Source organism: Aliiglaciecola sp. 3_MG-2023 (genome assembly GCF_030548205.1).
Taxonomy (GTDB): domain Bacteria; phylum Pseudomonadota; class Gammaproteobacteria; order Enterobacterales; family Alteromonadaceae; genus Aliiglaciecola.
This window is the reverse complement of sequence record NZ_JAUORV010000020.1, coordinates 21,992-41,285: the sequence shown is the minus strand read 5'-3', so window position 1 is coordinate 41,285 and position 19,294 is coordinate 21,992. Positions and strand designations below refer to the sequence as shown.

At 40.8% G+C, this 19,294-nt stretch carries 18 protein-coding genes; 16 read left to right on the top strand and 2 right to left on the bottom strand.

Features of this window, described 5'->3' with window-relative positions:
* Positions 1 to 31 precede the first annotated feature (31 nt).
* From Q4574_RS19030 to Q4574_RS19000, 7 genes are all read left to right on the top strand, one after another.
* On the top strand, positions 32 to 598 hold the full coding sequence (locus Q4574_RS19030; protein WP_303476604.1) for an ankyrin repeat domain-containing protein: 567 nt from the start codon (positions 32 to 34) through the stop codon (positions 596 to 598).
* Positions 599 to 777: 179 nt separating this feature from the next.
* Positions 778 to 1,209, top strand: coding sequence for a hypothetical protein (locus tag Q4574_RS19025; RefSeq protein ID WP_303476602.1), 432 nt, complete (start codon positions 778 to 780; stop codon positions 1,207 to 1,209).
* Positions 1,210 to 1,859: 650 nt separating this feature from the next.
* Entirely contained in the window at positions 1,860 to 2,201 is a 342-nt protein-coding gene (locus Q4574_RS19020) for a hypothetical protein (RefSeq protein WP_303476599.1), read from the top strand.
* Positions 2,202 to 2,215: 14 nt separating this feature from the next.
* Entirely contained in the window at positions 2,216 to 3,595 is a 1,380-nt protein-coding gene (locus Q4574_RS19015; RefSeq protein ID WP_303476597.1) for a lyase family protein, read from the top strand.
* Between the two features lie 155 nt (positions 3,596 to 3,750).
* Positions 3,751 to 4,287 carry a hypothetical protein gene (locus tag Q4574_RS19010; protein ID WP_303476594.1) on the top strand — a complete coding sequence of 179 codons (537 nt, stop codon included), beginning with the start codon at positions 3,751 to 3,753 and terminating at the stop codon, positions 4,285 to 4,287.
* A gap of 125 nt (positions 4,288 to 4,412) precedes the next feature.
* On the top strand, positions 4,413 to 5,642 hold the full coding sequence (nhaD, locus tag Q4574_RS19005) for a sodium:proton antiporter NhaD (protein ID WP_303476740.1): 1,230 nt from the start codon (positions 4,413 to 4,415) through the stop codon (positions 5,640 to 5,642).
* Between the two features lie 207 nt (positions 5,643 to 5,849).
* On the top strand, positions 5,850 to 8,057 hold the full coding sequence (locus Q4574_RS19000; RefSeq protein ID WP_303476593.1) for an ATP-binding protein: 2,208 nt from the start codon (positions 5,850 to 5,852) through the stop codon (positions 8,055 to 8,057).
* Between the two features lie 20 nt (positions 8,058 to 8,077).
* On the opposite strand, the gene Q4574_RS18995 is transcribed toward Q4574_RS19000, so the two are convergent.
* Together Q4574_RS18995 and Q4574_RS18990 are read right to left on the bottom strand one after the other, a co-directional pair.
* Complete coding sequence (locus tag Q4574_RS18995) at positions 8,078 to 8,608, bottom strand: DUF3750 domain-containing protein (RefSeq protein WP_303476591.1); 531 nt, start codon at positions 8,606 to 8,608, stop codon at positions 8,078 to 8,080.
* Between the two features lie 47 nt (positions 8,609 to 8,655).
* Positions 8,656 to 9,345, bottom strand: a complete 690-nt coding sequence (locus Q4574_RS18990; RefSeq protein ID WP_303476588.1) for a VIT family protein — start codon at positions 9,343 to 9,345, stop codon at positions 8,656 to 8,658.
* A 236-nt stretch (positions 9,346 to 9,581) separates the two neighbouring features.
* Between Q4574_RS18990 and Q4574_RS18985 the strand changes: the two genes are divergently transcribed.
* The 9 genes from Q4574_RS18985 (at position 9,582) to Q4574_RS18950 (ending at position 19,282) form a co-directional block, all read left to right on the top strand.
* Positions 9,582 to 10,964, top strand: a complete 1,383-nt coding sequence (locus Q4574_RS18985; protein WP_303476586.1) for an MFS transporter — start codon at positions 9,582 to 9,584, stop codon at positions 10,962 to 10,964.
* A 271-nt stretch (positions 10,965 to 11,235) separates the two neighbouring features.
* The gene (locus Q4574_RS21520) at positions 11,236 to 11,535 is read left to right on the top strand and encodes an FHA domain-containing protein (protein WP_368411655.1); all 300 of its coding nucleotides are present in this window, start codon (positions 11,236 to 11,238) and stop codon (positions 11,533 to 11,535) included.
* Positions 11,532 to 12,341: a MotA/TolQ/ExbB proton channel family protein gene (locus Q4574_RS18980; protein ID WP_303476584.1), complete on the top strand. Its 810-nt coding sequence runs from the start codon at positions 11,532 to 11,534 to the stop codon at positions 12,339 to 12,341. Before Q4574_RS21520 ends, Q4574_RS18980 begins: the two co-directional genes overlap by 4 nt.
* A gap of 18 nt (positions 12,342 to 12,359) precedes the next feature.
* Entirely contained in the window at positions 12,360 to 13,124 is a 765-nt protein-coding gene (locus Q4574_RS18975) for an FHA domain-containing protein (RefSeq protein ID WP_303476581.1), read from the top strand.
* A 2-nt stretch (positions 13,125 to 13,126) separates the two neighbouring features.
* On the top strand, positions 13,127 to 13,900 hold the full coding sequence (locus tag Q4574_RS18970; RefSeq protein WP_303476580.1) for a PP2C family serine/threonine-protein phosphatase: 774 nt from the start codon (positions 13,127 to 13,129) through the stop codon (positions 13,898 to 13,900).
* 19 nt (positions 13,901 to 13,919) lie between these two features.
* Positions 13,920 to 15,437, top strand: a complete 1,518-nt coding sequence (locus tag Q4574_RS18965) for an FHA domain-containing protein (RefSeq protein ID WP_303476578.1) — start codon at positions 13,920 to 13,922, stop codon at positions 15,435 to 15,437.
* A 60-nt stretch (positions 15,438 to 15,497) separates the two neighbouring features.
* Complete coding sequence (locus Q4574_RS18960; protein ID WP_303476576.1) at positions 15,498 to 16,313, top strand: vWA domain-containing protein; 816 nt, start codon at positions 15,498 to 15,500, stop codon at positions 16,311 to 16,313.
* A gap of 15 nt (positions 16,314 to 16,328) precedes the next feature.
* The gene (locus Q4574_RS18955; protein ID WP_303476573.1) at positions 16,329 to 17,216 is read left to right on the top strand and encodes a serine/threonine-protein kinase; all 888 of its coding nucleotides are present in this window, start codon (positions 16,329 to 16,331) and stop codon (positions 17,214 to 17,216) included.
* Positions 17,217 to 17,239: 23 nt separating this feature from the next.
* Positions 17,240 to 19,282, top strand: a complete 2,043-nt coding sequence (locus Q4574_RS18950; RefSeq protein WP_303476570.1) for a PP2C family serine/threonine-protein phosphatase — start codon at positions 17,240 to 17,242, stop codon at positions 19,280 to 19,282.
* Positions 19,283 to 19,294 lie beyond the last annotated feature (12 nt).

The following is a 19,294-nucleotide window of genomic DNA, read 5'->3' as shown; positions in this document are numbered from 1 at the left end:
GTGCAGGCAGTATCTTGATAAGGAAAACCTAATGAAAACTATAGCAATACTCTCTTTACTACTATTCATTGCTTCAGCGTTAAATCCTTCATTTGCCAATGAAACTGACCAGAGTAAACAACTTAAAACGCTGTATTTTGATGCCGCTAGAAACGGCGATATCGAATTGTTACAGACCTTTTACAAGGCAGGCTTGTCAGTTAATATCGCCAATGAAAAGGGATATACGGCACTCATTTTATCTGCTTACAATGGTCAGACTGAGACGGTGAACTTTTTACTTGATGTAGACGATATCAATCCATGCCAAGAGGATGCTAGAGGCAACACCGCTTTAATGGGCGCCATTTTTAAAGGCAACCTTCGCATTGCTAAATCATTAATGGGGCGAGACTGCGAAGTGGACCAAACCAATCAAAATGGTCAAACCGCACTGATGTTTGCTACCTTATTTGATAGACAAAACATTATTGAAGAGCTTATTGATCAAGGTGCCAACATAAGCTTAAAAGATAGTCACAGCCGCAGTTTATCAGATATTGCTGCAAGTCAGGGAAATCTGAGTTTAGCTGACAAATTTAAACAGTCTAAACCTTAAAATATAATTGGCTTGCGTTGAAAAAAGTTAGCCCAACCATATAGGGTTAGAAAAAAACTAAATTATTATACCAAGGGAAAGTCGAACTAATGCGCTCAGCAGCAAGAGACTATGTGGAATTTGACCCAGTTACTAATTGCATGTTTAATCAATAAATTAGTTTATTGAGGTGTAAAAATATGACAGTAGTAAACACCTTTGGCCTGGCTTATTTTAGTCACGATTATGGCAGCCCAAGCTTTGACCTGCTGGTTGATGGAAAATCGTATTTAGAAACTATCACTGATTTTGAAAAGCCTTTTGCCGGGCAAATAGCGGGTACTTATCAACCAGGGTTAGGAATTAATCAGTTAGATTCAGCCGATAGAGCGATTCCCTATGTTTGCACATGTGGAGAACCTATGTGCTGGTATTTAACCGTTGATATTATTTGTCAGAGTGACCTTAATGCAGAATACATTATCTGGCATCGCTGGGTGAATCCCTATCGAGAAGACAAGAGCAAAGCCGATTCGGGTCTATATTGGAACTATTCAGCCCTCGCCCCTTTAATATTCGAAAAACAACAATATTTAGGTGAAATCGAACGAAATCGCCAAGCCTATGGCTAATGGGTACCTAGCTACTATGCAAATCTGCGCTAAAGTGAGTATTCCCATTTATGAGTATTACCTTCTAAATATTGCGACTCATAATTGGCAACATTATCTTAGCGTAACCTGATTTTAGGGTGGGCAGTTTGGCTGGTTAACACCTATAACTTCAAAGCTCATCAAACTTATTTTTATGTAAATTTTTGATTTAAACGAAACTCTTAATTGACTGATAATAAATTTTTTATGCCTGTTCATAGATTTTGCGTTTAACGCCTATTAACTTGTTTTCAGCGCATTGCCCACAATATTGCTGACGTTGAAGGGAATGGCGAAGGATAAAAACGTGATAAAAGTAAGGAGGTGGGTAGGCACCTTGGAGAAAATGCCTACCCGGTTGGTTGCGTTAAGCCAGGACCAGTGAAACTTAACGATTCCAGGCAGAACCATCATATTGTAAATGAAAATCATTATCAATAGTGTTTGGTGGTTTTTTTGATTATTTATTTAATTGCTTTATTTATCAATAGTTTAGTTTTATTAATCGAGTTGTGGTTAGGTATTTATGAAATGCCGCACTGGGTTGACAAGCTATTTCAATCTCATGATAATAAGAATTATTATCATTTGGTGGGTGGCCTAGCCGCCTAAAAATTGGATGTGATTCTGTGAATGAAGCATTGGCATTCGGGACATTAGAGTTGACCATTCGTCATGGTTTACAGCCTGATAACCCTCATACTCTATACCATTATTTAGACGTGGTTGAAGATCGATTAGCCACAGAAAAAAACGAAAACGTAAAAAGAGCGATGTTAAAACGGGTGTTGCACACTTTGTTAGATACAATTTGTGATACTAGTATTAGTTTTCACTGGCGTTATTTGTGTTTAGATAACATTTACAAACCACTAAACAGTGTAGAGCAATACGATAAAACTGAGGGACAAAAGGCAGAAACACGACATTTTAAATATGAATTGTCTTTGTTAGGAACATATTTTTTATAAAAAAGGGGATTAACATGACAGAAGTAAGAATCGAAAAAGATAGCATGGGCGAGCTTGAGGTTCCCAAAGATGCGTTATATGGCGCCCAGACCCAAAGAGCGATTAATAACTTCAATATCAGTCACACTCCTATGCCTGAAGCTTTTATTCGCGCGCTGATTCAGATTAAATCTGCTGCAGCCACGGTAAATGTAAACCTTAAAGGTATTGACGAGCCGACAGCGCAAGCCATTAAACAAGCCTGTACCACTTTATTAGATGATAAAAATCTGATGCATCACTTTCCCGTTGATGTATTCCAAACGGGTTCTGGCACTAGTACCAATATGAATGCCAATGAGGTGATTGCCAACCTTGCGTCTAAGCAATCCAATTTGCACATTCACCCAAATGATCATGTTAACTTTGGCCAAAGTAGCAATGATGTCATCCCGACTTGTATTCATGTTAGTGCCGCCTTGGCAATTCACCAAAACTTAATGCCTTCTCTGAGACATTTGGCTAAAACCATCGATGAAAAATCCCTAAAGTTAGCGGGATATTGCAAAACCGGACGCACTCATTTAATGGATGCTATGCCAATTCGAATGGATCAAAGTATGTCTGCTTGGTCGGCCCAGATTAAGCAACAAATCTCTCATCTTGAGAGTTTGCAGCCTTCAATACAGTCACTTGTTTTAGGTGGTACTGCCGTTGGTACTGGCATTAATTCCCATCCTGATTTCGCCGACCAATTTTCTGATATTTTAAGTCGAGAAACCGATGTGCCTTTTGTTAAAGCAGCAAATTTTTTTGCTGGGATTGCTGCACAAGATAGCGCAGTGAGTTTGTCGGGGTTAACTAAATCCATCGCCGTTAGTTTTATGAAAATAGCTAATGATTTACGTTGGATGAACTCGGGGCCGTTAGCTGGGCTAGGTGAGATTGCTTTGCCAGCATTGCAACCGGGTTCGTCGATTATGCCGGGGAAAGTCAATCCGGTTATCCCCGAGGCAGTTGCTATGCTATCTGCACAGGTTATTGGCAATGACTCGGCTATCACCATTGGCGGTCAATCGGGCAATTTTGAATTAAATGTTATGTTACCCATGATCGCTCTTAACTTGTTGTCGAGCATAGAATTATTGTCTAATGGCGCGGTTTCATTGGCGGACTATGCCATTCGCGATTTTGAGGTGAATCAGCAAAATCTTGAAAAGCCTCTGCATAAAAATCCCATTTTGGTAACTGCGTTGAACCCCATTATTGGTTATGCCAAAGCAGCGGAAATTGCTAAGAAGGCTTACAAGGAAAATCGGCCTATTATTGATGTGGCTGCAGAAAATACTGATATTCCACGGACAAAACTAGAAGCACTTTTAGATCCTGTTAGTCTGACAAAAAACGATTCATAAACATAGTCGTTTAGATATTTTCAGCAAAGGGGCACATATTTTATAGGTTGCTAGAAAACAGGTTTTTAACTTCTATTAATGTATTTTTTTAATTGAAAAGTCGTCATGTGAGGTAAACTACCTGCCTAAGCGCATTAATTCTGCTAATAGGTTTTATGTCACAGACTAAATTTGAGCAAGTAAGTGGTTTGGGGGATAGTAACGCACACATTAATGTGTATATACAAAATCGCCCCAGATTTTCTTTCGCGGCAAGCCAACAGCTGGTTTATCCCCTTAAAAAAGGTGAAATTTATGCCATAGGTCAGGCTTGTGGGAATGGTTGGCGAAAAGTTTTCAATGTCTATGCAAAGTTGTTATTCCCGATGCTGAGCAAGTTTAGTGAACTGAATGATAGTTATTCTAGCTGGCAGCAATATCGTGATGACGAACTTTTGCAATTTGGCAGTCAAACGGCACTTTACTTTACCCCACCTAAATTTGAACAAACCGAAAAGTTGCACATAATTATGGGGCGCACTTATGCCAAGTCATGTACTTTGCCAAACACTTTTGAGTGGATTAACCAAGAATTTGCCATTGACCTAAATCATCGCACCATTGTCTGTCCGTATTTTGACTATCGTCAGTTATCCAACCAAAAAATTATATTTATGTCAGAGTTAATTTCTAAACACTTTCTAAAAAAATAACATGCCGTTACACCTTTATGTAGCCGCTACAGGGTTTTTTGCGATATAATTCTCACGTTTTTTAGTGTCCTGCAACGGGGCGCATTTTCTACTCTCAGTAATCTGGAACGCACACCATGTTCGATATGTTTGAAATATCCATTATTGGCTTGGCTATTTTAGCTTTGCTATCCATCGTCTTTGAAGAAGTTACCCATATCAATAAAGCCAAAACCACCTTATTTTTAGGGTGTTTAGTGTGGTGTTTATTATTCATTCGAGGGCATGGTTCTGGACAGGCAGAAATAGAGAATGCACTCAACGAGAATTTACTGGAAATCGCGAAATTGTGGTTGTTTCTTATGGCAACAATGACCTTTGTTGCATACCTAAATGCCAGAGGGTTGATTGGCGCTATGGTGAATCGACTCTTGCCCGGTGAATTGTCCTTACGCAAATTAACCTTATTGGTCGCTTTGTTCGCGCTGGTGTTATCAATGCTGTGCGACAATATCACTGCCACCCTAGTATCAATTAGTATTATCTTCGCATTTAAATTAAAGGTGGCAGAGAAAGTAAAACTCTGTGTATTAATTATATTTGCAGTGAATTCTGGTGGGGTGGTTTTGATCACCGGAGACGTAACCACGCTGATGATATTCAGTGAGAAACATGTTTCGATCGTCAAATTGTTAGGCTTGATTTTACCCGCTGTAGCAGGCGTCGTGGTGCTGGCTATATTAATGAGTTTTGGTAAAAATCGACGGGTTGAGGCGACCATTGGCAGTGAAAAATTCAAATCCCTTGATTTTGTTATCGCCGGTCTATTTTTTAGCACTATATGCTGCACTATGCTGTTTAATTTGTTGTTTGAAATTCCGCCTGTTTTAACCTTTTTATTAGGCCTATCTGTGATGTTCTTAATTGGTGGTATGGTGAACAAGTTTAAGTACGAAATTCATCTATTAGATTACGTCCGTAAAATACAGTTTGATACCTTGATGTTCTTTCTAGGAATACTGCTTATAGTTGGCTCACTCAAAGAAATCGGTGTGCTAATTTGGATGACAAATATTTACTTTATGCTCGATCCTGATTATTCGAATTATTTGGTGGGAATTTTATCTGCGTTTTTAGATAACGTCCCGTTAACTGCGGCACTACTTAAAGCGCAGCCAGAGTTAACCAATATTCAATGGTTATCCCTGACTTACGCTGTTGGTGTCGGAGGATCAATGTTGGTGATAGGCTCAGCCGCAGGAATAGTGGCCATGAGTCGCGTGAAAGAGCTCACATTCGTAAGTTACAGTAAATATATTGTGCATTTGTTGGTGGCTTATACCGTGGGGTATGGATTATGTTTAGTTAACGTATAACATAGTCTGACTAAACATTAGGCTCAAAGACAGCAGATTAATGCCTGGGTAGTAAAAGACCTAACGGCTTAATATCCTGTTTATTTGGGTAACCCATGGATTGGGTATTATACAAAAGTCTAATACCCTTTGATGGCGGACAGGGTTTTAATGCCCTATGGTCTCAACATAATATTGCTCAATTATTATTAAATCTAATGAACCTCGATGTCTTTAGAGTCTCCTGAAAGTTCCATCGACTATATTCGTGAGAAACTAACAAATACTGTTTTAATGGTCACGTTGGCTTTCGCTGGCGTCGCTTTAGCAGGCTCTCTTTCCCGTGTTCCTGAAATTGGTTTTTTGCCAGTGATGTGGGTACATATTGTTAGTACCTGTGTGCTATTGACGTTTTATTTATTTCGACGTCGTTTTTCAAATAATGTTACCGCTAGTTTGATTGCATCGTTATTTTTTATAATGGGGTTTGCGGGAATACATACCTTAGGTCTATCAGGAAACGGAATTTACCTGATTATGGCTGCTTCCATATTTAGTAGTTTCATGCTCAGTGTGAGAGTCGCTGTAGCAATTGCCATTTCAGGCGGCTTATTTTTATTCTATTACATGAGCCTTGTTTGGTTAGGAAAATTTGAGTTTACGGTAACGCAAAGTGCTTATGGTTTAAGTGTATCCGCTTGGATTACTGCGCTGCTAACATATGGATTTATCATTAGTATTGTGTTGTTTTTGATACAACACTTTTTACACTATTTACAGTCTCTATTGTTAGACAAGCAAGTCACTATTGATAGCCAGACCAGTAAAATCGAACACTCAGAGGCAATCTTCCAAACCGTTATAAATCACTTACCCTACGGCATTTCATGGAAAGATAAGCAATTAAGATATTTAGGCGCAAATCAGGCGTTTATAGAAGATTCTAAATTACAAAATATTGAACAATTGAAAGGTAAAACAGATTTTGATTTAGCCAATGAAACCCGTGCGCAAAAAATCATTAATATTGATCGACGCATCCTTTACGGTGATGAAACTAATATTCACTATCAAGAAAAAGAAGGCCAAGAAAAGGAAGGCCAAGAAAAAGGAAACCAAGGAAAACAGGGCCAACAGAAATCCCCATATACGAATGTTCAAGTTAAGTATAAAGAGGTGACTCACTTAGCATTGCATTCTAAAAATCAAGATCTGATTGGTGTGCTTATTTTCTACCATGACGTGACTAAAAGTAAAAATTTAGAATTAAAAGCCCAAAGGGCAAGAGAGCACGCAGAGCAGGCTAATCAAATTAAATCCCAATTTTTAGCAAATATGTCCCACGAAATTCGAACGCCAATAAACGGCGTTTTAGGATTGTTGGACTTGTGTATGCACACCCAATTAAACGAACAACAGACTGAATATTTAAACCGCGCAAACTTTTCTGCAAAACTTTTAATGCAGATTGTTAATGATGTACTTGATTTATCAAAAATTGAGTCTGGACATTTTGAGTTAGAGCAACATCACTTTTGTTTCGAAGACATTCTTTTGCAAGTTGAAAACTTGTTTACAAGTCAGGCTCAGGCGAAAAACATTGCGCTGAATACTAAAATTGTAGGCAGACAGAATACACTTGTTTTAGGCGACCCCACCCGCGTTACCCAAATATTAATGAATTTGACCTCAAATGCGGTAAAATTCACACAGACTGGAAGGGTCGATGTATTGGTTAAATTAGTCACCAATGATGTGTTAGCTAAAGTGAAGATTTCTGTGAATGACACAGGTGTGGGAATTGAAGATAAATCAATTAAAACGCTATTTAATAAATTCACTCAAGTGGATGAAAGTATTACCCGCAAATATGGTGGTACAGGGTTAGGGCTCTCTATTGTTAAAGAGTTGGTTGAAGCAATGGGCTCGACTATTCATGTTAAGAGTGAATTAGCTAAGGGGACTGAGTTCAGTTTTATATTGGAGCTTCCCATCGCTCAAAAACCGCGAGTTGATATTCCGATACTCGAGCTAAAACAAGATCTAGCCAATAAACGTATTTTACTGGTGGAAGACAATGAAATTAACCAGCAAGTTGCTAAAAATATATTAGAGCAAAACAATCTGCGTGTAACGGTTGCTAGCAATGGACAAGAATCACTGGATGTACTTGCCAAACAAGAGTTTGATTTAGTGTTAATGGATATTCAAATGCCGGTAATGGACGGTTGCAGTGCACTGAAAATTTTACGTAAAAATAAAAAGTGGATTGATTTACCCGTTATCGCATTAACAGCTAATGTCTTTGCTGACGAAGTTGCCCATTATAAGAAAGTTGGTTTTACTGACCATTTAGGCAAACCTTTTTCTCGGGATGCTCTCTTATCAACAGTGCAACAATATGCGGTAAGCAACAAAGATTTTATAGGCGTTTAGGCTAAAATTTGAGACATCGTTTAATCGGCATATCCACTGCCGATGGCATTAAATGGCAGGGTAAGTTCTAATTCGGGCACCTGTAATGCAATCCAAGCAGGAAAGGTATTGCTGTTAGGTCCTGGAAAAATAGTATACTCATTTGCCCAAGGATAACGTTGGATAGCTGCCGATATTTTCGGTATCAGATCACTGGCTTTTTCACCTTGAATTGAAAGCAGCTTTTCAGGTTTTGCTCCGTACCAAAAACGGTCTGGTATCGGTGTCTGGTAACTGCGTAAGGCAGGAAGCCCGCTTTTGACTCGCCAGCCAACCACTTCATACACCGTATAATTTGGTGCATTTTGTGTTTTTATGGCAATCCAAGTATGCACAGCGAACCATCCTCGCCAACTGTATGCATCCGCAGCATAAACTTCGATAACCGCATTTTTATTAATTTCGGGGTTAGGTGCAATTCCAGCAGATTCTCTGCTTGCCGTGCGCCAGTTGTTGTTTGAGCAGGCATTTATCAGCAAGCCAGCCAAAATTACATATAGGATCTTTTTCATTTAACACCTTACACCAGTAGAATTTGTTGACTGTTGTGCATTGATCTTTACCCAGAAACTTGAAAAATATTGCCAACCGCAATGGACACAGCCATGGCTAATGAGCCCCAAATTAGCACCCGAATAGAGCCTTTTAAAATAGATGCGCCTCCAATATTCGCCGATACGCTTCCAAGTAGTACCAATGACAGCAATGAAACCAGCACAATTGAAGGGATTAACCAGGGACCGTTGACGACTAATACGGTTAAAAGCGGTAATAGTGCACCGGCGGTAAAAGACAATGCTGAAAACAACGCCGCTTGAAAAGGATTACCCTGGGATTGTTCGGTAATACCTAGCTCGTCTCTAACATGACTGCCGATGGCATCTTTTGCCATGAGTTGCTTGGCAACCTGCATCGCTAAATCACCTTCCAGACCTCGTTCTATATAGATGTTTGCCAGCTCCTGTTCTTCGGCTGCCCAATGACGGTCAATATGTTTTTGCTCCAAGGAAATTTCGGCATGCTCGATGTCGGTTTGCGAACTCACAGACACAAATTCTCCCGCAGCCATAGACATCGCCCCAGCCACTAAAGCGGCTAGACCTACAATAAATAAGTGTTCTGTTGCAACTTGGGATGCGGCGATACCGACGATGAGGCTTGCCGTAGAAACTATGCCATCATTAGCGCCTAACACAACCGCTCTAATCCAGCCTATTCGGTCTGCTTTATGTTCGTGATTATAATCCATATGGAATTTATCTCTACTTCAGGAAAGGAATTGATTATCGGACGAGTTCATTGTTACAGAACATAATATTGCAAATATAAACACAGGCCAACTATAGCGGTAGTTTTATTGTTGTTAGCGCGCTGGCTATATTGTTAACTAAGGCATTATATTAATTGGATCTTAGAATTACTGTACAACTCTCAGTTGTTGAGTATGATCTTTTAATCATTCATTTTTGCAGGTATATAACGTTTTTGAACAAGCTCCCCGTCACCACAGTTGCCCTTATTGTTGTTTGTCTTGGTTCTTTTATTGGGCCATTGGGGATGGCGTCGGTTAATGTTGCTATTCCTAATTTAGCTGCTGATTTACATGCTAACGCTAAAATGGTGAGCTGGTTACCCACACTTTTTCTGCTCAGTAGTGTGGTTTTTATGTTGCCATTTGGCAAGTTGGCTGATAACTACGGAAGAAAACGAATTTATACCATTGGCCTGGCATTAAATGCCTTTACGTCTTTGATGTGTGCATTGGGCCAACAAGTAGAGTGGGTATTATTCTGGCGATTTGTTCAAGGCGCTGCTTCGGCTATGATCTTCGGAACTGGTGTGGCGATTCTGACCTCGGTTACTCCCCCCCACAAGCGCGGTGCAGCCCTTGGTTTGACCGCAGCATGCGTTTATATAGGGTTAACCTTAGCGCCAGCAATTGGTGGATTAGTGACTGAGATTTGGAGTTGGCGAGCGGTATTTTTGTTTCAACTACCTTTAATTCTGGTGCTATTGGCATTAATCAAGTGGGGATTACATGGCGAGTGGAAAAATGAAAACATAGCTTCATTTGATTGGCGCGGTAGCTTCATTTTTGCTGTTTCTTCCACGTCATTAGTATTCGGCTTTAGTTCCCTTCCTAAACTACATGGATTTTTATTATTGATATTATCGGTTATCACAATGATTTTATTTGTGTATCACCAAAGTCGGCACCATACTCCTTTAATTCGCGTTCAGATGTTCCGCGAAAGCCGTGTTTTTTCTATGTCTTTGACCACATCTTTATTGATGTATGGAAGCAATTTTCCACTAGCCTTTCTGTTGAGTTTGTACTTACAAGTTGTACAAGGTTACAGTCCTGCAGATGCGGGAAAAATATTACTTTTACAGGCCTTTGCGATGGCCTTTTTAGCACCAATGTCAGGTCGACTTTCGGACAAAATCCAGCCTAGATTTTTAGCTACACTAGGTTGTGCAATTGTCGCCTGCGGATTTTTGGTCTTGACACAAATGACCACAGCAACAGGAACAACTTATATTGGCGGCTCCCTGTTACTCATCGGCATAGGTTTCGGTTTATTTTCTTCGCCCAATAACAATGCCATCATGGGAGCGGTGCAAGAAAGTGAACTTGGCGTTGCTTCTGCAACCTTAAATCTAGCTCGAACGATTGGTAACCTGTTAGGAATGAGTGCAGTCAATTTATTAGTGCATTATTATCTTGGTGAGAATAAAATCACGCCTGAACAAACCCCTGCGTTAATGAACACATTATCGTTAGCGTTTTATATATCCTTTATCAGTGTCATTGTTGCCACTTTGTTATCTGGCTTTCGCGGAAAAGCGGGTCAACAAAACAAATGAAGATAAGCAAAGCCAGTTTTTGGGCTCACTGAAGTGAACTTATAAGCCAGCATAAATTCATTGTTTAAACTTCGGTATAAATTTTTTCCTCATCGTCAAATTCCCAACTAAAAAACTTATATCATTGTCTTTAAAGGAAAAACAGTTCTAAACTTGGATCCGTTTAGTAATTGTTATTTTCCTTAAATAAATACTTGTTCGACTTTTAAACAACCGCTAATATGAAATTTGGAACCCAATATTCATTGCCTAAAAGTGCATAATTTTTCATATGTTTACTAGTGACACAGTTATTAGTGTGGGTCGTTGCGCGCAAACAAATGACGTTCATATTAATGATCCAAGTGTTTCTCGTAACCACTTACAACTAAGATTCAATAACTTAGACTTTATCGAAGTCAGAGATTGTGAATCATCTTATGGATCATTTTATTGGGAACGGAATCAATGGCTTCAATTTGACGTTGTCACGTTAACTGCTAACGATTATATCGTTGTGGGTGAAACGAAACTTCGCATAATGGAAATCATGATCGCATATCAAATAAAGAGCAGGAGCCGTGGTATATGACCAGTTTGGAGAAAGAAGAATCTTACTATCGTCTGGTTGTGTTACTAGCAATGTCTTTCATTGCCTTTGTAATCATTATTATTGGGTTTGTTTTAACAGAAAAACAACCTAGCACCAGTACAGAAATGCGTTTAGCCGATATTCTTTTTGACCGTAGCGGTCCTTCTTATCCTTTTACCATTCAAAATCTTATGTGGCTGTTTTTCTTTGTCTGTGGCGGTGAAATATGGGTTCGTTGGCAAAGAGCTACCCAAGAAATTAATCAAATCAATCGAGGCTTAATCAGTGATGATGACGATGCCCTTTATCGTCCCAAAGATTTGGGACCAATCTATCAGGCAATAAAAGCGGATAAACTCGGTAGTCGTTTTTACCTACAACGCTTAATTAAACGCGTAATTCTGCAATTTCAACTTTCTAGAAGCACTGAGCAAGCGAATAACCTGATGAACTCCTCTTTGGAGTTAATGCAACATGAAGTCGATCTGAAATACACCATGGTGCGTTATTTGGTTTGGCTTATACCTACGTTAGGTTTTATCGGAACAGTGATTGGTATTGCTATGGCATTGTCTAGCGCAGGTGATATGCCGCCATTGTCTGATTCTGATGCCATCAAAGATTGGGTTGCTGTTATTACCATCAAATTAGGGGTTGCCTTTAACACGACATTATTAGCATTAATAATGTCAGCGGCCTTAGTATTTTTTATGCATCTGGCACAAGGACGCGAAGAAAAAGCGTTAAATCAGGTTGGCCAGTATTGTTTAGACAGATTAGTAAACCGCTTAATAGTGGCAGATTAAAATTAAGGAGAATACACCATGAGCTTTAGGCTTGGTCCAGACGGGAAGCCCGTCGAAATAGAATCCAGTTTTGTTAAAAGTGATGATAAACCCAAACATTCAATCCCCGAAGGAGGCACCAAACCGCCTCAAGGTCAGTTTGGTGGGCAAGGTGGTACGCCTAAAGAAGGAGCTACGCAGCCACCTGGAGTCGATTTGTTTAACCATATGAAATCTTCTGGTTCGGCGATGCGCCCAGGGGGAGTTGCTGTTTCACCTGAGCCGCCTACACGTCCAGCCAATATTCCTGGCGCGAGTAACCCTGCAGGAAGCTCGGACCAAGGTACAATTCCGCCAAAAGGGCAACAGGCCGCTCCTAAGCCTGTGGTTGAAGAACCCAAAACCTCGATTAACTTCGGTGGCGCTGTTAACGCGGGGGGGGATGCATCTAATGCCAGCGCAGAATCTTTTGTGTGCGGATGGTTAGTAGTGGTGGATGGACCAGGAAAAGGCAAAAGTGTGGTGATAGGTCCGGGGCAAAGTGCGATTTCACGCTCTCCTACTGAACGTATTACCTTGAATTTTGGTGATACCTCTATTACCTCTAAACAGCAATTGTTAGTCATCTATGACGATGAAAACCGCGAGTTCATCGTAGCGCCAGGAAATGGTTCAAGTTTAAACCGTGTGAATGGACAAATTGTCGCAGGGCAAACTGTTTTAGAAACAGGAAGCCTTTTAAAAGTTGGCGCAACGACCCTAAGGTTTGTGGCGTTTTGTGACCAAAATTTTAATTGGGAATAATGATGCTTCAAATCTCCGTAGGATGGGCTCAAACCGTCGGAAAGCGAGACTATCAGCAAGATGGTGTAACCAAATTGGTTTGGCCCAACGGGTTTGCATTGACTGTTTTATCAGATGGTATGGGTGGGGCTGTACATGGTGAAGTCGCCAGTCAGCAAATTCTTCAAGCTTTTAATGACGCCTTTTGCAATAGTGAAGAGGAACAAATGGAGGCACGTTTACAACTCAGTTTAAACGCCACCAATCAGCATTTAGCCGAATACATTGTAGAGAATCCTGAATGTAATGGCATGGGAGGGACACTAATTGCAGCGGCATTTACCGGTGAATATTTAGATTTTCTCAGTGTGGGTGATAGTCCTTTATGGCTTTGTCGAAATAATGCCTTACAACGCATCAATCAAGATCACTCAAAAAAATCGGAATTAATGCAGTTGGTTGACGAAGGGGTGATGACCGAAGATGACGTTGCCGTCCACCCCCAACGTAATCAGTTAACTTCAGCTGTTATGGGCTACGACGTCGACATGGTGGATATTAATAGTATTGAGTTAAGAGTAGGCGATATCGTACTTTTGGCCAGTGATGGAATCGAAAGCATTCCCGAGCAGGATATTGCGACCATGTGTCACCGATTTAATCAATCTGACCCACAGGTATTGGCAGAACATATCGTTAGTTATGTCGATAGTCTCGACAAGGATTACCAAGACAACGCCACTGTCATGGTATTAAAGGTTTCTCAGGAAGCCGACTCGGAAGAAATAACAGAATAATATACCTAAGGAAATCGGCATGTTTTTGTCACCTAAAATGTTTGCACTACTGATATTGGCTTTTAGTTCGACAGTTTTTTCCGCTGCTGCAGAGTACGCGTATCAAATTGAAATAGAACGCAAAAGTGGTAAAACCATAACCGCCATTGCAACTAAAGTGAACGACCATCAATTTGTCACTGATGCTGAAGTTATCGATGGCGCTAAATCGATTTTTATTGTCGATAACTCGGTAAGCCCAGCAGCTAAAATACTGGCAACAGTGATTGTTGAAAATGAAGACAAACGTTTAGCCATTTTGTCTGCCAGTAACGTAACTGGTGAGCCAATTACGTTAGGGAAAGAAGCGCAAACCCTGGGTGAACAGCTAATTTTAAAAACAAACTCTGCCGAAATGCCATCAATTGTGCAGCGATTGGAACCGGTGAAAAACCTTTCTGAAGGCAATATCTATGTCCACACAGCCCTCTACAAAGACGGCCAGTGGGCAGCTCCATTACTGAATAATTGTCACCAGTTGGTTGGGATTAGTGTCTTTGAAACGGCTTTATTTGCGGGTATGAAAGCCCCTGAGAACATCGCATATGCGCTGTCTACGCAAACGCTAAAGTCGTTTTTAGCTGCAAATAAGATCACTTTTAAAGTTGCTGATGAAGTCTGTCTCTCTGATGTGGAGCAAGCTAAAGCAAAAGCAGATAAGGCCGCAAAAGACGCCGAAGAAGCCGCTAAACTTGCCGAACTTGCACAAAAAGAAAAAGAAGATGCAGATTTAGCTGCAAAAGCGAAATTAGAAGAAGCGCAAAAGAAAGCCCAAGAGGCAAAAGAAGAAGCTGAAAAAGCACTGCAAGAAGCTAAAGATGAAGCCGCCAGGATTGAAGCTGAAAATTTAGAAAAACAGAAGAAAATCGAAGAAGCCATTAAGAAGGCTGAAGAAGAGCGTTTAGCGTTAGAAGAAGAGAAGAAAAAAGCAGAGCAAGCCGCAGAATTAGAAGCGCAAAAGAAAGCTAAGTCAGAACAGCAGAAAACCTACATTATGTTAGGTGGTGGCGTGCTGTTATTGGTTATGTTGTTGTTGTTCGTCATTTTGATGCGCAAGCGCAAAGAGGCCATGCAAGCTCAAACAGACGAGCTGCAAAATAAAGTGAAAGAAGCCAGTAACCTTGCTCAAGAAAAAGATAACCTGGCGGGTAAAATCGCTGAGATGGAGAAATCTTTCAATGATATTTTACTCGATGGTACTACCGCCAAAGGTGATTCGGTCAGAATTAAAATTAACGGAAAGACACTAGCTCAAAGTGAAGGGCAAGTCATAGGCCGCGAAAGCGCGCAAGTAGATTATGTTTTAGGTGAAAGCGAAATTTCAAGAAAGCACTTAATGATTCGCTTGCATGAAAATAAAATTTATGTGGAAGACATGGGAAGTCAAAATGGTAGTTGGGTGAATGAGGTACCACTTACCCCAGGGCAACCAGTGGAACTTTCTAATGGCATGGATCTTCGCTTAAGCACTATCACGTTTAAAGTGACTGTACTTTAAATTTACTTAGTCGACAGCGCCTGGTGCTGTCGGCGATGTAGTTAAAAGGGAAATCGATACATGAAGCTTAAAAGTAGGGAAATCAATATCTTTAGCATGTCTGCTTTAGATTTGTTTGCTTCAGGAATGGGGGCGTTTATTTTACTCGCTGTTATTTCACTCCCTTTCTTTGGGAATGTGTCGAAAATTCCTACATCAGCACCGCAACAGTGCCCAGAAGTGAAAGTGTGTCCTCCTCCTAGTACGCCAAAACCAGATCCTGTGCCAGCGCCAACCCCACCAGGTTTTCAGAAAATGCAAACTCTTGATTTAGTGGTTGTGCTGGATGTGACCGGCAGTATGGGCCAGGAAATTAATGGATTGCGCGCTGAAATAGGCAATATTGCTCGTATTATTGAGATGTTATCTGATTCGGCTGCCATGCGCATTGTTACTTTTGGTGATAAAAACTTTGATCGACCGGTATCTCAATTCCCCCTTACTCTGACCAAAGACATTGCCGTATTAAAATCCTATTTAGACCAAGTCAATCTTAACTTAGGTATGGGGAGAGGATTCAACCCTGGTGATAATGGTGAGTCTGTTTATGCCGGTTTTGAAGAGGGGTTAAATACGAAATGGCGTTCAGAAGCGCAACGTAGAGTGATTTTTATTATCACCGATGATGAAGCCCATTCTGGCGAAGCTCGACCGTTAATGAGAAAAGTTCAGCAGTTTGCTAGCGAAAAATACAGTGTTTCGGTGCGCTATTCCGGTGATGAAAAACACGAAAAAGAGTTTTATCAGGAGTTAGCAGAAATAGGCTTAGGTAATTATTTAGACGCCTCTGATGGTTCTTTAACCGCGGCGTTACTCATCGCGCTCATGCCCAAGTAGTGCGAGATAAATACCATGACGCGAGAACTGCAACCCGGCAATCGAATACATCGTTATGTAATTGAGAAAGTACTGGGAAGCGGTGGCTTTGGGGTGGTTTATTTAGCTCAACACGCTTCTCTAGAGTATAGGGTTGTGATTAAAGAATACCTGCCCAATCAAATTGCCCATCGTGTTGATGGGGTGGTTAAACCATTCATGGCAGATTTGGTGCAAGTATATGAAACCGCACTGCAGCAGTTTAAACACGAATGTGAAACTTTGCTGACCCTAGATCATGACAATATTGTTTATGTTTACGATTGCTTTTATGAAGCGGGTACAGCCTATATGGTAATGCATCAGGAAATTGGTAACACCTTATGGGAAAGTTTTGTACAACAGGTTGAAACCTATAACCAGCCATTTACATGGCAGCAAGTTGGTGCGGTATTACCAGGTGTGATGGCAGGTCTTGACTATTTGCATCAACAAAATTTAGTACATAGAGATATGAAGGCCAGTAACGTTTTTTTACGTTCAGGGTCTGAACTCCATCCGATATTGATTGATTTTGGCGCGGTAAAAGTAGCTGGCGGCTATGTCAGTCAACAAGCTCAAAATACCCAGTCTTATGCTGCGTTGGAACAAGAATATAATGTTTTTCCCATTGGCCCCTGGACTGACATCCATGCGCTGGGAGTCATGATTATAGAGTTGTTGACAGGACAACGGCCAATCAAGGCCTTTGACAGACATACCCAATCAGGCAACGGTGGTAGTGACCCCATTTTAATGTTGTTAGAGCAAGTAGCTCACTACTGTGGAGAAGATCTTGCGAATGCATTGTTTTACGCAACGCAACTACAACCTGAGCATAGATATCAGAATATTAGTGAATTTAAAGCTGCGCTGCCATTGTAGGGGCGCTCGCAAGGGAATTATACATGTCTAATAACCATATTATTTTTGAGAAATCTGAGCAAGCTGGTAGAGACTATAATCAAGACCGCTATGCTTACCATTTGAGTGATCACAACGATGATATTTTTATTGTTGTTGCTGATGGAGTCGGTGGTACTGAGCAAGGAGAATTAGCCGCGGAAATTATAGCCCATAAAAGTGGCGAGTTCTGGCAAAAGCGCGAAGAGTTCTCGAACGGCGAAGATTTTCTAAAAGCTTTCTCTGATGCATGTAATTTAGCGATTAAACAAACCTGTGAACAAGGGGTATCCACTGCCGCAACCTTAACTGCATTGTTACTGTTAAAGGGGGAGTTAGTTTCAGCTCACGCGGGAGATTCACGAATTTGCCAATTTGATCAAAGTGGTAAAGTTAATCAAACTAAAGATCATTCATTGGCTTACGCCAAATTCTTAATGGGGGAAATTCGTGAAGATGAATTGGCCACTCACCCAAGCCAAACCCAACTTTTAAATTGTCTAGATGGCAGTGAAAGTGCTCAGTGTGAAATTAACCATTGGCAGTTGGCCGAAGGTGAGTACTTTGCGCTATGCACAGATGGCTTTTGGGAAATATTTGATAATGATGAAATTTTAGAATTAATCAAAAATGAAAATAGAGATTACATATTCGCTAACCGAATCGATGAAATCTTGCAAACTAAACCGACACAAGACAACACTACTGCGGTGTTGTGCCAATTAGATAAGTCTATAGCCCCTCCCATTGTTGCTAGTTATCAAACAACGAAAACTGAGGCCGAGCCACAAAGTTCCCTTGCCAGTAGCGAAAGGGTTTCTGAGCCAGCTGACAGTGTGCCAGTTAACAGTGCGGCAGAGCAGGATTCGAACTCATTACTCAATTGGAAGGTGATCCTGTTGGCGCTAGTCGCACTGATGTTGATCGTGTTGTTGTATTTTACTTATCGCAATTACACTCAACCTTGCTGCGCAAATGAACCTCCAGTCATAACCGAACAACAACTTGAGCCTTCTTTTAATGGTGGCGACCCGTCTGATTTGTCCCCCAGTGAGTTAAACTCTGACGTTGACTCCAGCATTGGCGAAGAAGAAAAGCCTGCACAGGAAATAGCCACTCCGGCTAACCAGGCATCAGAAGAAGTTGAAGAAACACTAGAACCCTTACCGTCCTCTGTAACTAATAAGGCAAAAGACGCCATCAATGACACTATGGGTGAAGCTGAAGCGTCTTTGCATGATGTGAAAGAGACTATGGGTGAAGCTGAAGCGTCTTTGGATGATGTGGAAGAGACTATGGGTGAAGCTGAAGCGTCTTTGGATGATGTGGAAGAGACTATGGGTGAAGCTGAAGCGTCATTGGATGATGTGGAAGAGTCGTTGAGTGAAAGTAAAACGATTGAAAGTGCTGAACAGATAAAGGATCAAGAATCCTCAGCATCCCCTGTGAAAACCTTTGTTGATAGCAATGATGCAGATCCTAGCGCTGATGCTAATGAAGAGGGCAATGTCTCTGGACCGGCAGATTTAAACGCGAATTTAGATTCAGCTCCAAGTTTGTCGTTAGACGTAGCGCCTGGAGAAGATCCCATTGCCAAGCTTGAAACTCAGTTAACCCAAGATGGCAGCCTCGCCAAAGGCAGTAAATTAGATCAAACGGATGTAATGAAAGATCAATATGCAGAAATCATTACCGTTCAATTAGAAGTGAAAGGTACACCGGTATACGGCGCTGTTTTACGTTACCAGAAAACCAGTTCAGGTATTGAAGTTATCGCCGGTAAAGTCAGTAATTTACCTCAGGTTCCAGATGCTCCAACCCATGATTTTGCGCGCTGCTTCAGTCAATACCAGCAAGGGCAAAGTCAACAGAATAAAACGGTTGAAAAAGGTCAGTCTGATCCTGTGCTTTATATTGATCCTGCGAGTTCAGGTTATTTTTGGTTAACAGATATTAAGATCAAAGAAACAGGACAGGCATATGATTTATTTTTGCTAGATGTAAGTTGTGAAGCACTCCGTCTAGTGTCTAAACACGTAAGCCATTAAGGAACATAAGTT

Excerpts from the sequence above, each read along its gene's own strand:
- Q4574_RS19030 (WP_303476604.1), top strand. The coding sequence starts at position 32 with ATGAAAACTATAGCAATACTCTCTTTACTACTATTCATTGCTTCAGCG.
- Q4574_RS19025 (WP_303476602.1), top strand. The coding sequence starts at position 778 with ATGACAGTAGTAAACACCTTTGGCCTGGCTTATTTTAGTCACGATTAT.
- Q4574_RS19015 (WP_303476597.1), top strand. The coding sequence starts at position 2,216 with ATGACAGAAGTAAGAATCGAAAAAGATAGCATGGGCGAGCTTGAGGTT.
- Q4574_RS19010 (WP_303476594.1), top strand. The coding sequence starts at position 3,751 with ATGTCACAGACTAAATTTGAGCAAGTAAGTGGTTTGGGGGATAGTAAC.
- nhaD (WP_303476740.1), top strand. The coding sequence starts at position 4,413 with ATGTTTGAAATATCCATTATTGGCTTGGCTATTTTAGCTTTGCTATCC.
- Q4574_RS19000 (WP_303476593.1), top strand. The coding sequence starts at position 5,850 with ATGTCTTTAGAGTCTCCTGAAAGTTCCATCGACTATATTCGTGAGAAA.
- Q4574_RS18995 (WP_303476591.1), bottom strand. The coding sequence starts at position 8,608 with ATGAAAAAGATCCTATATGTAATTTTGGCTGGCTTGCTGATAAATGCC.
- Q4574_RS18990 (WP_303476588.1), bottom strand. The coding sequence starts at position 9,345 with ATGGATTATAATCACGAACATAAAGCAGACCGAATAGGCTGGATTAGA.
- Q4574_RS21520 (WP_368411655.1), top strand. The coding sequence starts at position 11,236 with ATGTTTACTAGTGACACAGTTATTAGTGTGGGTCGTTGCGCGCAAACA.
- Q4574_RS18980 (WP_303476584.1), top strand. The coding sequence starts at position 11,532 with ATGACCAGTTTGGAGAAAGAAGAATCTTACTATCGTCTGGTTGTGTTA.
- Q4574_RS18975 (WP_303476581.1), top strand. The coding sequence starts at position 12,360 with ATGAGCTTTAGGCTTGGTCCAGACGGGAAGCCCGTCGAAATAGAATCC.
- Q4574_RS18970 (WP_303476580.1), top strand. The coding sequence starts at position 13,127 with ATGCTTCAAATCTCCGTAGGATGGGCTCAAACCGTCGGAAAGCGAGAC.
- Q4574_RS18965 (WP_303476578.1), top strand. The coding sequence starts at position 13,920 with ATGTTTTTGTCACCTAAAATGTTTGCACTACTGATATTGGCTTTTAGT.
- Q4574_RS18960 (WP_303476576.1), top strand. The coding sequence starts at position 15,498 with ATGAAGCTTAAAAGTAGGGAAATCAATATCTTTAGCATGTCTGCTTTA.
- Q4574_RS18955 (WP_303476573.1), top strand. The coding sequence starts at position 16,329 with ATGACGCGAGAACTGCAACCCGGCAATCGAATACATCGTTATGTAATT.
- Q4574_RS18950 (WP_303476570.1), top strand. The coding sequence starts at position 17,240 with ATGTCTAATAACCATATTATTTTTGAGAAATCTGAGCAAGCTGGTAGA.